This window comes from Pseudomonadota bacterium (assembly GCA_018817425.1).
Taxonomy (GTDB): Bacteria; Desulfobacterota; Desulfobacteria; order Desulfobacterales; family RPRI01; genus RPRI01.
The window spans coordinates 14741-28217 of record JAHITX010000024.1 but is presented as its reverse complement, the minus strand read 5'-3'; the positions used below and the strand labels follow the sequence as shown (position 1 = coordinate 28217).

The window sequence follows — 13477 nt, the reverse complement described above, 5'->3', positions numbered from 1 at the left end:
CCTTTCTAATCAGCCCAGGGTACCATCATCTGGAGATTCTCATCTTGTATTTTCTGCTGGATTTGGGGCCCGTGGTCTAAAAGGAAATCGGATGGTGAATCAGTAAGTCCCATATCCCTCAGCTGGTTTATTATCAAGCCGCAAAGAGTTTCAATACTGCGAACATTTTCTTTAAATGAGCCTGAAGTTGCAAGAGCGGCAAGTAAATTGTAGCTTTGTTCTCCTAATACCGGCAAAGCCTTAAGACCTTTGTGCATCCATTTATAAAAGGGCTTATACCTGTTGTTCATTAAGTATATCATGGAGGTAGCTGTGTCGGTAAACTCGGCAACGGCCATTTGAGCTGCGACAAATTCGCTTCTTTTGATACTGCGGTCATAATTATACTGGCCGGACTGCGCCATCTTCATGCAGCGCGCAGCCATCATCTTAAGCCTCTGATCCTCAGGATATCCGGCAAGCAATGCATTTCGAAACTTTGTGAACTCTTTCAACGGGTCGCAAAAAACCTCCCCGTTTGTGGCAATTGAAAGGTTTACCTCCGGCAGAAGGCGCCATTCGCTGATGGTTTCCGGCGGATGATCCATTCCGATAAATCTTGTATAAAATCCCGGAATGGTAAATACGCCCTCGCGTCCTTCACCATATTGGCTGGTATTTACCCCCTCATACCCCAAAAATTGCTTGGGTAGTTTCGACAGCGCTTCCTGAAGCTTTTCACCAAATTCCCCGAAATCGGCAGGCGTAAGCCAGATCATGACACGCGGCCCGAAATCGTGATCCTGCGAAATTTCATCATCAAAACCATAGCATTCCGAGCCTTCACCCACAAGCCCGAATGCCATCTTTTTTATACGATCCCCGAAACCTTTTTCAATTGCAGGTCTGTATATCTGATCATAATACCTGCGGCAAAGTTCAAGTCCTTTCATAATATCCGATTATCCTGTTTATTTATCTTATTCCAGTGCTTTAATATTCTGCTTTGTAAATTCGCATTTTTGTTCGCTTCCCATTTCTTCATACAATGGCAAAGCTTTTTTGAAATACTCCAGCGCCTCTTTTGTTTCTCCCTTCATGGCATGTATATAGGCGATATTTGTGAATTGATCCGCAATTCCTTCCTTATGTCCGATTTCCTCAAAAAGGGGCAATGCCTTATGATATTCTTCGAGAGACAGGTTATACTCCTCCATGTTTCTGTAAACCGACCCGATATTTCCCAGTTGTAAGGCTGCATAAAGCTTTTCGCCAAGCTCTTTGAATAAAAGAAAGGCTTTATTAAAATTACCAAGAGCCATATCATGCTCTTGTTTTAAAGCATGATTCAGGCCTTCATTTGAACAAAGTTTTGCTTTTTCAAGCTTTTCCTGTTTATCCATTGCATATCTCCATTAGTTCCACCGGATATAAAGATACCGGAACGGGCAAAATACAGCCTTGCCCTATTCACCAGGTTATCTATACACTTTAACTACAATCCGACTTTTGGCAAGAATAAAACATAGTAATGACGGAAACGAATGAAATTATTTTGAATTGATTATAAAGAAGGAATCATCTATATTTGGAATCATGAAATTTATGCAAGGAAATCATGAGGGAAAAAACTATGGTTAAATCAAAAATAAAAATAAGAACCAAACATATGCCCGCAGGCATCAAGATTCTTTATGAGGATCGGGATATAATAGTGATTGATAAGAGTGCAGGGCTGTTAAGTGTTAAAGCCAATTACGAAGCAGAACATACTGCTCATCATTTGCTTACAAATTATGTAAGAAAAGGTAACCCAAAGGCAAGAATCAATCTGTTTGTTGTTCACCGCCTGGATCGTGATACTTCCGGAGTGTTGATTTTTGCTAAAAGTTTGGAGATTCGTGAGAAATTTGCAGCACAATGGAAAAACGTAGAAAAAAAATACATAGCTTTAGTATATGGTAATTTGACAGAAAAAAGCGGCATTATAGAGTCTTATCTTGCTGAAGGTGATGATTATAAAATGCGGTCTGTTAGTAATCCACAAGAGGGAAAGCTTGCCAGAACCAAATATAAGGTAATAAAAGAGTCTAAAAATTATAGCCTTTTGGAAATCGATCTTTTGACTGGTAAAAAAAATCAAATCCGTGCTCACTTGTCCGAAAAAGGGCATCCGATTGTCGGTGATGTAAAATATAGAAAGAATCCTACAAAGGGTCGTTTAGCTTTACATGCGTTTTCGATTAGCTTTAAACACCCGTTTAATAATGAAGAAATGATGTTTGAAACAAAAATTCCGGTGTATTTTTTGACTTATTTTAAGCTGTAAGGGCAGGATCAGGGGATCATCTATACTTGGAATAATAAAATTCACGCATGGAAAACATGAATAATTTTAAAAAGTTTAAAAGAACGAAATGGAGTTTAGAAAATCAATGGTGCCTATTTTTTCAATGCTTTCCGGCTGCCATTTGGGCTGGTCATCCTTGTCGATAAGGCGGGCCCGTATGCCTTCTATATAATCGGGATGAGATAAAATGAAACTTGCCGCCTTGAGGTCTGTTTTGTATACGTTTTCTAACGGCCGTCCTTTATTTAGATGAAGAAGTTGCAGGGTTATTGTAAGGGCTGTGGGTGAGCGTTCCAAAAGCCTTTGAGAAACACCCTCGCAAAGATCATTAAATAGACTGCATGCCCTTAAATCTTCAAGTATTTGTGCTATGGATATTTTACCTTCAAAATAAGTTTTTACCCAGGCGTCCATTTCGGGGTTTTGAGGGATGTCTTTATTTAATAATGGGTCAAGAAGTGAAATGATCTGATCTAAAGCTTTGGGTTTATTCAGCGATAGTTCTGTGGAAAGGTTTTTTAATAATTGGGGAACCAGTGATAAATTTTGGGTATTAAGCAGATGTGTGGCAAAACCTACTCGTACACATTCTGCGCCGGCCAGTTCATATCCTGTAAGACCAAGAAATTCGGGATATCCCGACAGACATTTATCATACATCCAGCCTGTGGCACCAACATCCGGGAAAAAACCGATACGTGTTTCCGGCATGGCAGTCCTTGTTCGCTCCGTTGCAAGAACAATGTCGGCACCGGCGGACAATCCCAACCCACCACCCATGGTAATCCCGTCAGCCAGCACAATAACCGGCTTTGGAAAACGACTGATCTCAAAATCAAGGGCATATTCTGCTTCAAGAAACTGAAGACATTTATTTATATTGCCTTCTCTGATATTCCGGGCCATGGCTTTAATATCCGCACCTGCACAGAACCCCCGGGTTCCAGCTCCATAAAAGAGAACTGCTCGAATAGAGTTATCCTCTTTTGCTTTATCAATGGCCGTTTTAATCGATTTAACCATCTCATGGTTAAGGCTGTTTAAAACTTTTGGCCTGTTTAACACAATTGAAAGCAAATTCTTGTATTTTTCGATAAGAACCGGAGTATTGCCATTGTTGTCTTTATACATATAATAAAGCCGAACTTAATTTATAACATTTGAGCCACTTTCAAAACGTTTCAGTTTGGTCAAGCTCAAGGCGGGAGAAAATTTCAACCACAGGAATACATTTAGTATTTCGAGGATTGAAGTTTTCGCCCAACGCAGAGATCGGCCAAAATGGGGCGTTTTGAAACTGGCTCATTTGCTATACATCTCTTGTCCATAAAGAAGCCATAGCAGGGCCTCCGCCGACACAAAGCGATGCTCCGCCGGTGGTTAAACCCAGCCTTTCCATTTCATAATATAATGTTACGATAAGCCGAAGCCCCGTGCATCCCACCGGGTGGCCTAATGATATGCCGGACCCGTTATGATTATGCTTTTCTATATCAAATTTGATACTGTAGTCTTTTTCAAGCATCCGTTTCACGCCAAGTATTTGCACAGCAAAGGCTTCATTGAGTTCCCAATAGTCGATATCCTCAAATTTCATACCTGCCTGACCAAGGCATCTTGGAATTGCAACCGCCGGCCCAAGCCCCATTATTTCAGGAGCAACGCCTTTAGTGCATACATTAACAAGCTTCATCAAAGGCTTAATTCCAAGCTCTTTTGCCTTCTTCTTTGACATAATTACTGTAGCAGCCGCTCCATCGCAAATGCCGGAAACATTTCCAATAGTAACCACACCGTTTTCTTTAAAGGCGGGACGCAATTTAGACATACCTTCTATAGTAGCGTTTCTGTCCACATGCTCGTCGGTATCAAAAAAGGTTGATCCTTTTTTGGATTTTATTTTTACGGGAACGATTTCTCTTTTAAACCTGCCTTCATCAATAGCAGTCACTGCTCTTTCATGGCTCATTACAGCCAATTCATCACATTCTTTACGTGCGATTTTGTATCTCTCACCAATATTTTCGGCGGTTATCCCCACATGCCCAGGAACCAGTTCATCAACCAAAGCGTCATGATACATATGATCTTCAATTCTACCGGGGCCCATTTTATAGCCTTGTCTTCCTTTGGTCATAATATATGGAGCATTTGTCATACTTTCTACCGCAACAATTAAAGCGATTTCCGTCTTGCCCAGCATAATATTGTGCGCCGCAATCTCAAGCGCACGCATCCCCGAAGCGCAATTCTGATTTACCGTTACAGCGCCGCTGCGGCCCGGAAGCCCCAGTCTCATGGCAACCTGACGTGCTGGCAAAGAGCCCTGAAGTGCTGTAAGTATCTGCCCCATACATATTTCATCAATCTGATCCGCAGGGACACCGGATCGTTTTATGGCTTCTTCTCCGGCAGTAATTGCCAGCTCTCTTGCCTGGACATTTTTAAGGCTTCCCAGAAATTCTCCAATTGCCGTTCTACAGGCGCTTACCAAGACAACATCTTCAAGCTCCATATTCTTAAATTTCCTCCTATTCATTGCTCCCGTTAAGAGCTTATCGCTAAATTTTTCTTTTTTCAGGTAGCCGACTACACCTGATAAGTCAAGCCTGCTGTTGTAAGTGGCTCATAGGTAATCACATAATTTTTGTAAGGGGCAAATAGGGCATAAAGGTTTTCTTGCCTTGCAGATCTCTCTGCCGAAATAGATAAGTCTTAGACAAAAATCGTTCCATTTAGTTTGAGGTATTATTTTCATAAGATCAAATTCAATTTTAACCGGATCTTTATTAACAGATAAGCTCAAGCGCTGTGAAATTCTGGCCACATGTGTGTCAACCACTATTCCGGGAATACCAAAGGCTGCGCCAAGAACAACATTTGCGGTTTTGCGCCCCACCCCGGAAAGACCGGTCAGTTCTTCTATAGAATCAGGAACTCTGCCATCATATTTTTCAATAATTTCTTTGGAACAATTTTTTATATTTTTAGCTTTATTCCTAAAAAAACCTGTGGATCTTATAAGTTTTTCAATCAGTTCATCAGGAGCTTTAGCAAAATCATAAGGAGTGTTAAGTTTGTCAAACAGACTTTTTGTAACAATATTTACACGTTTGTCCGTGCATTGTGCAGAAAGTATTGTCGCAACAAGAAGCTCAAAGGGAGTATTATAATTTAGCTGGGTTTTAACATCCGGATATCTTTTGGTTAAAATCTTTATTATTTTATCTGTACGGGCTAACAATCTCATTTTATATCATTTATCCTGTCAATGATAGTTACGGAATAAAATATTCAAATTACAGTCTTAAATAATGTAAACATTCTGTAATATATTTTTATAAGCTTATAATTATTTGTTTTTCTGTACGACTGCTTACTGTTATTTACTTCCACATATCATAATATCTTACGCAGAAAAAGGTTGACATATAGTTGTAACTTTCCTATATATTCTTGCCATTGTAAAGCACTATATTATCATAGATAATGATAATTTAAGGAGATGTAAAAAATGAATAGAAAATATATACGGGGGAGGTGAAGTAACTGTAAGTGGTTTAGTCTTTTTTTGTATATGATTAATAATAATTAATAAGGGGGTTTAAATGAGTTTAACTATACAATTTGCATTAGGATGCGGTATATTAGGCGTTATATACGCTATTTTTACTGCAATCTGGGTTTCAAAGCAGGATGCAGGAAACGCCAAAATGCAGGAAATATCGGATGCAATTAAAGAAGGCGCATATGCGTTTCTTGGCCGCGAGTATAAAGCTGTGGCTATGGTTGCTGTAATTCTGGTTATCCTGATTCTTGCTTTTGGTCTTGGTACATGGACAGCCATTGGTTTTGTCGTTGGTACTGTTGGTTCGGCGCTTGCAGGTTTTGTGGGTATGTGGGTTACTGTAAGAGCTAACGTACGTACCACACAGGCGGCAAGCAAAGGTCTCCAGGCTGCTCTCGGCCTTGCCTTTAAAGGCGGCTCGGTAACAGGTGTTATGGTCGTAGGTCTTGGAATTATAGGGCTTGCAGGCTTTTATTACATCGCAAAAACAGCAGCTCCGGAACAGTCATTCCATGCTCTGATAGGACTTGGATTTGGGTGCTCGCTCATGAGCGTTTTTGCCCGTATTGCAGGCGGCATCTACACAAAGGCTGCCGACGTTGGAGCTGACCTTGTAGGTAAAGTTGAGGCCGGAATTCCTGAAGATGATCCAAGAAATCCTGCGGTTATCGCAGATAACGTTGGTGACAACGTAGGCGACTGCGCAGGCATGGCGGCAGATCTTTATGAAACATATACCGTTACTCTTGTTGCGGCTATGTTGCTTGCGAAGACGGTTTTCGGCGATGGTAGTCCGTGGATTGAATTTCCGTTGATGCTTGGTGGAATTTCTATCATTGCTTCAGTTATCGGAACATTTGCAGTAAAGCTTGGCAAAAGCCAGTATATTATGGGCGCGTTATACAAAGGCCTTGCTGTTTCAGGTATACTTGCCGCAGTGGCATTTTATTTTGTGACAGGAAAATTCTTGGAAGGCGTATCGCCGGAGATGAGAGCGGCATATCCGGCATTCACACAAAACAGTGTTTTTCTGATGGCGCTCATCGGCCTTGTATTAACAGGCCTGATCGTTGTTATCACAGAGTATTTCACCGCAGCGGACCGTCCTCCGGTACAACACATTGCAAAAGCCAGTCTTACCGGTCATGGAACAAACGTTATCGCAGGGCTTGCAGTAAGTATGAAATCGACTGCTGCGCCGGTTATAGTAATCGTATTGGCAATTCTTGGATCCTATCAGTTAGGCGGAGGTTTTTCTGACACAGCCGATGCTGCTAAAGGCGGTCTTTTTGCTATCGCTCTTGCTGCTGTTTCCATGCTTTCGATGACAGGTATCGTAGTTGCTATTGACTCTTACGGTCCTATTACAGATAATGCAGGTGGTATTGCAGAAATGTCTGAACTGCCTGAAGAAATCCGTAACATAACAGATCCTCTGGATGCTGTTGGAAATACAACAAAGGCTGTAACAAAGGGTTATGCAATTGGTTCGGCAGCACTTGCAGCACTTGTTCTTTTTGCAGAATACTCGCGTTCATTTTCTGATGTAATTCTTTTTGACCTTTCAAATCCAATGGTTCTGGCCGGTCTTTTTATCGGTGGTCTGCTTCCTTATTATTTCGGGTCTCTTCTTATGGAGGCTGTTGGTAAAGCAGCAGGAAGCATTGTTGAAGAAGTTAGAAGGCAGTTTCGTGAAATCCCGGGCATTATGGAATATAAGGCAAAACCCGAATACGGTAAGTGCGTTGATATCGTAACAAAAGGCGCTATCAAACAAATGATGGTTCCCGCTCTTATCCCGGTTGTTGTTCCTATTGTGGTTGGTCTTACCCTCGGCAGGGAAGCTCTTGGCGGAGTTCTTATCGGAAGTATCTTAACCGGTCTTTTCCAGGCTATAGCCATGACGAGTGGTGGTGGTGCATGGGATAATGCCAAGAAATCCTTTGAAGACGGTGTTACCGATGACAATGGTGTTATGCACAAAAAAGGCAGTGAAGGTCACAAAGCATCCGTTACAGGTGACACTGTAGGCGATCCTTACAAAGATACAGCCGGTCCTGCCATCAACCCGATGATCAAGGTTATCAATATCGTTGCTCTTTTGATTGTTCCTTTAATCTAATGGTGACAGATAAGTAAAGATAGTTTTAGTACATATTAAAAGGCCGTCCTAGTAGAAAAGGGCGGCCTTTTATTTTTATATAAAATCATATTATGACAAATTGCAAAAAAAATATTCGGGCATTAGGCCTTTGTTCAGGGGGGCTTGACAGTATTCTTTCCGCTTTGGTTCTTCGCAAAATACAAGTTGAAGTTGAATGGATAACTTTTGAAACTCCGTTTTTTTCATCACAAAAAGCGGTAAAGGCATCAGAATTTACAGGTATTCCTTTAACTGTAAAAAACATTACAAAAGAATATATGCAGATGCTTGAAAATCCAAATTGTGGATATGGCAAAAACATGAATCCATGCATGGATTGCCATTCGCTTATGTTCAGGATTGCAGGCAGTATTATGAAAGAGCGCGGGTTTGATTTTCTTTTCAGCGGAGAAGTACTTGGACAGCGGCCTATGTCCCAAACAAGACCATCTCTTAGATATGTGGAAAAGCATTCCGGTTATGATGGTTATATACTAAGGCCGTTGTCGGCAAAAAGGCTTGCACCGACAATACCCGAAATAAATGGCCTTGTTGACAGGGAGCTTTTGCTTGATATTACAGGAAAGTCAAGAAAACCCCAGATAGCTCTTGCTGCAGAATTTGGTGTTTCGGATTATCCTGCTCCTGCAGGCGGCTGCCTTTTGACAGACAAAGAATTTTCCAAACGACTAAAAGATCTTTTTGCACACCAGGAAAACTATCCGGAAAATGAAATGCACTTATTAAAATTCGGGCGTCATTTTCGGATTAATAAAAGTACAAAAATAATAGTCGGGAGAAATCAGGCTGATAATGAAAATATAGAAAAGCTGTTTAAACCGGCATCAGACATTATATTAAAAGTAAAAGACTTTCCTGGGCCATTAGCAATAATGCCAAACGGAGGAAGCAATGATACAATAATCCTTGCGGCATCAATATGTGCAGGATATAGCAAAGCTCCGGAATTATCAGAAATTAATGTTACCGCCACAACGCCAAAGGGCGACAGAACTATAAAAGTACTTGCTATTCCCCCGGAGAAAATAAGGCATCTGATGATACAGTAATAAAAATCAGTTCAACAGTTCCTTGCCCCTAAGCTGACCGCAAGCCGCCGAAATATCCTGCCCTTTGCTGTGCCGTATTATAACTGTATAATCATTATTTACCAGTATTTCCCGAAAAATTTTAATGACAGCCGCTTCCGGTCTTTTAAATTCACTTGCTTCATACTCATTAAAGGGAATCAGGTTTATTTTTGACTTAACGGATCTTAATAGTTGTGCAAGACGCTTTGCATCAGCCGGAGAATCATTTACATCTTTAATAAGAATATATTCAACAGTTATCCTGTTTCTGGGTTTCAAATCATACTCACTGCATGCCTTAATTAGTTCTTCAATGGGATATTTTCTGTTTATCGGCATAAGTATATCTCTTGTTTCATTATCTGCCGCATTAAGCGATACTGCCAGGTTAACTCCGGTATCCTTTCCAAGATCTTTTAAAAAAGGAATAAGGCCTGCTGTTGAAACAGTAATCTTTCGTTTTGCAAAACCAAGACCGGTATCTTTCGATGAAATTGAATCTATAGCTTTAACAATATTTTTATAGTTTGCAAGAGGCTCTCCCATTCCCATAAAAACAATATTTGAAAGGGGTAATTTTTCTCCTGCTACATCGTTTTGAATATCCCGCACTTGAGATACAATTTCAGCTTTTGTTAGATTTCTGATAAAACCTCCACTTGCGGTTAAGCAAAACCTGCATCCCTGAGCACATCCTACCTGGCTTGAAATACAAAGGGTATAATGATTCTTTTCAGGTATCAGAACGCTTTCGATATAATTACCATCTGCTAATCCGAAAAGATATTTTTTTGAACCATCACGTGATATTTCAATTTTTTTTTGGTTAAGCCGGCTTATTGTAAAGTGGTTCGAAAAAAGATTTCTTAAATCAAGCCTGATATCTGTCATATCTTCAAATGCATCAACCTGTTTTATATAAATCCAAGCGAAGATCTGGTTAGCTCTATAAGCTTCAATTCCCATTTCATTTAACCAGAAAATAAGCTCTTCTTTTGAAAGCTCAATGATATTTTGTTTAGATTGTAAACTCATAAATAGTGCTTGAATATATCTTCCTGTTTTAAATCAATTAAAACGCCTTGCAGGCGAGAATTTTAAATCATCATGCCGTTAAAGCAAACTATTGTCAAGGTTTGGTACATATCATACATAAAGACATAGTTGCTCCCCGGATTTTAATTATTTAAACTTGTCTATTCTTTCAAACAGCCGGGGAATATTAAATAATAAGTTGATATTTATTGCAAATCCTGTCATTATGATTTCGATTTAACCTCTAAGTTTTAGAGGCTTTCAATGAAGCCGCCATGTTTAAAGGAATTTATAATTGAAAACACAGGAAGCAAAAATTAAACCATTCAGGCTAGTGAAATATTTCTCTTATTCAAGCCTTATTGTATTATTTGCAGGTATTATGGTGTTAACAGTTTTGAATACGCACTGGGTCAGAAAGAAACAACTGGAAAAGAGTGAAGAATATGCATTTCTTATTGCTGCAAATCTGAATCATCAGCTTTTTACACAATTTATTATTCCGGCTTCAATTAAATATGGAAAAATACAGCTTAGAAATAAAGAGCAATCTGAAATTGTAGATAATATTGTTAGTAGTACTCTTCATGGGTACAAAGTGGATAATGTAACTATTTATAGTGTTGAAAAAAATATCGTATCGTACAGTTTAGACAAAAAGATAGTAGGGAAAGAAAATATAGGGGGGCAGGAATATTTTAGAGCACTTTTAGGCGAGCCTACAACAAAACTTGTTCAAAGGGGCAATTATATTGAAAATCTGCTTGGTCTTTATTCTAAAAACAAAATGGTTACTTTTGCACCTCTTCGTATTGAGAAAGCGTATCCGGGATCGACAGGTCCCATAATAGGCGTTATTGAAATTGAACAGGATTTATCAGAAGATTATAAAAGTATATTTAAATTTCAGCATGTTGCAATTATTGCAATTACAGTTGTAATGAGCAGCCTTTTTGGCATTCTTGTTTTTTTTGTCAGAAAGGGAGAAAAAATAATTAAAAAACGTGCTATGGAGCGATTGATTCTTGAAGAACAACTAAGGCGAGCCGAACACTTATCAACTTTGGGTGAAATGATAGCCGGTGTTTCCCATGAAATAAGGAATCCTTTAGGAATTATCAAAAGTTCAGCCGAACTTTTGAAGAAAAAAATCGTTGCGTTAGATCCTTCCAACAATGTTCCGGATATTATAGTGGAGGAATCCGTTCGTCTTAATAAAATAATCACTGATTTTCTAAATTTTGCAAAACCCAGAAAACCTGATTTGGTACCTTGCAACATAGAAGAAATCATTGAAAAAAATATTAATCACCTGTCCCAACAGTTTGAAGAAAAAAATATTAGTGTAAAATTGAAAGAAATATCCAATATCCCGGAAACATCAGCTGATTCCAACATGCTTTATCAGGCATTTTTAAATATACTTATAAACAGCATGCAGTCTATGCCGGATGAAGGGAAAATATATGTCACAATTAACTCTGATCATAACAATATTAATATTATTTTTGAAGATGAAGGAATAGGAATTCCCGAAGATATATTAAAAAAGATATGGGATCCTTTTTTTACTACTAAAGAAAAGGGAACCGGTCTTGGTCTTATAATTGCCAAAAATATTATTGAAGCTCATAATGGTAAAATAGAAATTTCAAACAGGTCACCTTACGGTGTGAAAGTATTAGTGATAATACCTGTCCAAAATGGGAAATAATTATGGAAACAATTTTAATTGTTGATGATGAAAAAAACTATCCTCCAATAATAAGTGCTATTCTTGAAGAGGAAGGATATGAAACATTAGTTGCAAATAATGGCCTTAATGCTCTGGAAATAATAAATAACTCTGACATTGATCTTGTTCTTACCGATATGAAAATGCCGCTTATTGATGGGATAGGGCTTTTGGAAAGAATCAAAATATCAGATCCCGATCTTCCGGTAATAATGATGACAGCTCATGGAACTGTTGAAAAAGCAGTAGAAGCCATGCAAAAAGGAGCTTACAATTACATACTAAAACCATTTGATAATGAGAGGCTCATACTTTTTGTAAAAAAGGCTGTTAAGGTATACAGCATTATCAAAGAAAATAAACAGCTTCGTAATGTTGTAGAATCACAATATAAATTCGGCAACATTATCGGTAAAAGCAAAGCCATGCGAGATGTTTTTGAAACTATACAAAAAGTATCGCCAACATCAGCAACTGTTTTAATAGAAGGAGAAAGCGGTACCGGAAAAGAGCTTGTCGCAAAATCTATTCATTTTAACAGTCCAAGAAGTGAAAAACCATTCATACCTGTAAATTGCTCCGCTTTTGCTGAAAATCTCCTTGAAAGCGAATTGTTTGGACATGAAAAAGGGGCCTTCACAGGAGCTGTTGCTATGAAAAAAGGAAGATTTGAACTTGCAGACAACGGCACTCTTTTTCTTGATGAAATATCCGAATTATCTCAGGGCTTACAGGTGAAATTACTTCGTGTACTCCAGGAAAGAACCTTTGAAAGAGTTGGGGGGGTTAAGCCGATTACAGTAAATATCCGGGTCATTGCAGCAACAAATAAGCATTTAAAAGAAGAAGTAAGACAGGGCCGTTTCAGGGAAGATCTTTTTTATCGCCTCGATGTTTTAAATATTAATATTCCACCTTTAAGACAAAGGTTGGAAGATATACATCTACTCGTTGAGCATTTCATAAACAAGTACGCCGGACAAAGGAAAGCAGGGCAACCTGTAACCGGTGTTGATACCGAAGTTGAGCGTCTTTTATATGATTATACATGGCCCGGAAATGTTCGCGAACTTGAAAACTTTATTGAACGAGGCATCATATTATGTGACAGCAATATAATAAGGGTTTCCGATCTTCCGAGAGAATTCAGGGATAATGTTTATAATACCTTGCATTTTGAGGGAATTCCCGCAAACGCAAAATTATATGAAACTTTGGATTTGGTTGAGCGGATAATGATAAAAAGAGCTATGAAAATGGCAAATCATGTTCAATCACATGCGGCCGAATTGCTTGGTATAGGAAAAAGCGGCCTTAATCAAAAATTAAAAAAACTCAATATTGATACAGTTAAGGAACAATAAAAACAAATAATCCGGTTCAAAAATTTAAACCTATTTATTTGTTTTGTTTTCAGTATGTTATATGATTACCAGATGCTATTGGTTCAGAATATTGAACTTTTTTTATTAATATATGGAATCTAATAGAGAATTACTATGCGGAAACAGAGGAAACTAATAAGCATAACTATTTTAATTCTAATGTATAAATGAAATATTGATTTATGATAAAA

General features: G+C 38.7%; 11 protein-coding genes. 5 read left to right on the top strand and 6 right to left on the bottom strand.

Going from position 1 to position 13477, the window contains the following annotated elements; translation table 11 throughout:
- Nucleotides 1-5: 5 nt before the first annotated feature.
- Nucleotides 6-932 carry a DUF4037 domain-containing protein gene (locus tag KKC46_05485; GenBank protein ID MBU1053268.1) on the bottom strand — a complete coding sequence of 309 codons (927 nt, stop codon included), beginning with the start codon at nucleotides 930-932 and terminating at the stop codon, nucleotides 6-8.
- 27 nt (nucleotides 933-959) lie between these two features.
- On the bottom strand, nucleotides 960-1382 hold the full coding sequence (locus KKC46_05480; GenBank protein ID MBU1053267.1) for a tetratricopeptide repeat protein: 423 nt from the start codon (nucleotides 1380-1382) through the stop codon (nucleotides 960-962).
- A 230-nt stretch (nucleotides 1383-1612) separates the two neighbouring features.
- On the opposite strand from KKC46_05480, the gene KKC46_05475 reads away from it, so the two are divergent.
- Nucleotides 1613-2308 (top strand): RluA family pseudouridine synthase, encoded by a 696-nt coding sequence (locus tag KKC46_05475; protein MBU1053266.1) that lies wholly within the window; start codon nucleotides 1613-1615, stop codon nucleotides 2306-2308.
- 75 nt (nucleotides 2309-2383) lie between these two features.
- Here the strand turns inward: KKC46_05475 and KKC46_05470 are convergent, their stop codons facing one another.
- The 3 genes from KKC46_05470 to nth form a co-directional block, all read right to left on the bottom strand.
- A complete protein-coding gene (locus tag KKC46_05470) occupies nucleotides 2384-3460 on the bottom strand; it encodes an enoyl-CoA hydratase/isomerase family protein (protein ID MBU1053265.1) in 1077 nt (358 codons plus the stop codon).
- Between the two features lie 178 nt (nucleotides 3461-3638).
- Nucleotides 3639-4844 carry a thiolase family protein gene (locus KKC46_05465; GenBank protein MBU1053264.1) on the bottom strand — a complete coding sequence of 402 codons (1206 nt, stop codon included), beginning with the start codon at nucleotides 4842-4844 and terminating at the stop codon, nucleotides 3639-3641.
- Nucleotides 4845-4955: 111 nt separating this feature from the next.
- Nucleotides 4956-5579, bottom strand: a complete 624-nt coding sequence (gene nth, locus KKC46_05460; protein MBU1053263.1) for an endonuclease III — start codon at nucleotides 5577-5579, stop codon at nucleotides 4956-4958.
- A 358-nt stretch (nucleotides 5580-5937) separates the two neighbouring features.
- Between nth and KKC46_05455 the strand changes: the two genes are divergently transcribed.
- Complete coding sequence (locus KKC46_05455; GenBank protein ID MBU1053262.1) at nucleotides 5938-8019, top strand: sodium-translocating pyrophosphatase; 2082 nt, start codon at nucleotides 5938-5940, stop codon at nucleotides 8017-8019.
- A gap of 92 nt (nucleotides 8020-8111) precedes the next feature.
- Nucleotides 8112-9110 (top strand): tRNA 4-thiouridine(8) synthase ThiI, encoded by a 999-nt coding sequence (locus KKC46_05450; protein MBU1053261.1) that lies wholly within the window; start codon nucleotides 8112-8114, stop codon nucleotides 9108-9110.
- 6 nt (nucleotides 9111-9116) lie between these two features.
- Here KKC46_05450 and rlmN read toward each other — a convergent pair whose 3' ends face one another.
- Nucleotides 9117-10166 (bottom strand): 23S rRNA (adenine(2503)-C(2))-methyltransferase RlmN, encoded by a 1050-nt coding sequence (gene rlmN, locus KKC46_05445; protein MBU1053260.1) that lies wholly within the window; start codon nucleotides 10164-10166, stop codon nucleotides 9117-9119.
- A 382-nt stretch (nucleotides 10167-10548) separates the two neighbouring features.
- Between rlmN and KKC46_05440 the strand changes: the two genes are divergently transcribed.
- Nucleotides 10549-11880 carry a two-component sensor histidine kinase gene (locus tag KKC46_05440; GenBank protein MBU1053259.1) on the top strand — a complete coding sequence of 444 codons (1332 nt, stop codon included), beginning with the start codon at nucleotides 10549-10551 and terminating at the stop codon, nucleotides 11878-11880.
- Nucleotides 11881-11882: 2 nt separating this feature from the next.
- The gene (locus KKC46_05435; protein MBU1053258.1) at nucleotides 11883-13265 is read left to right on the top strand and encodes a sigma-54 dependent transcriptional regulator; all 1383 of its coding nucleotides are present in this window, start codon (nucleotides 11883-11885) and stop codon (nucleotides 13263-13265) included.
- Nucleotides 13266-13477 lie beyond the last annotated feature (212 nt).

Coding starts and splice junctions, on each gene's coding strand:
- KKC46_05485 (MBU1053268.1), bottom strand. CDS start 932: ATGAAAGGACTTGAACTTTGCCGCAGGTATTATGATCAGATATACAGA.
- KKC46_05480 (MBU1053267.1), bottom strand. CDS start 1,382: ATGGATAAACAGGAAAAGCTTGAAAAAGCAAAACTTTGTTCAAATGAA.
- KKC46_05475 (MBU1053266.1), top strand. CDS start 1,613: ATGGTTAAATCAAAAATAAAAATAAGAACCAAACATATGCCCGCAGGC.
- KKC46_05470 (MBU1053265.1), bottom strand. CDS start 3,460: ATGTATAAAGACAACAATGGCAATACTCCGGTTCTTATCGAAAAATAC.
- KKC46_05465 (MBU1053264.1), bottom strand. CDS start 4,844: ATGGAGCTTGAAGATGTTGTCTTGGTAAGCGCCTGTAGAACGGCAATT.
- nth (MBU1053263.1), bottom strand. CDS start 5,579: ATGAGATTGTTAGCCCGTACAGATAAAATAATAAAGATTTTAACCAAA.
- KKC46_05455 (MBU1053262.1), top strand. CDS start 5,938: ATGAGTTTAACTATACAATTTGCATTAGGATGCGGTATATTAGGCGTT.
- KKC46_05450 (MBU1053261.1), top strand. CDS start 8,112: ATGACAAATTGCAAAAAAAATATTCGGGCATTAGGCCTTTGTTCAGGG.
- rlmN (MBU1053260.1), bottom strand. CDS start 10,166: ATGAGTTTACAATCTAAACAAAATATCATTGAGCTTTCAAAAGAAGAG.
- KKC46_05440 (MBU1053259.1), top strand. CDS start 10,549: ATGGTGTTAACAGTTTTGAATACGCACTGGGTCAGAAAGAAACAACTG.
- KKC46_05435 (MBU1053258.1), top strand. CDS start 11,883: ATGGAAACAATTTTAATTGTTGATGATGAAAAAAACTATCCTCCAATA.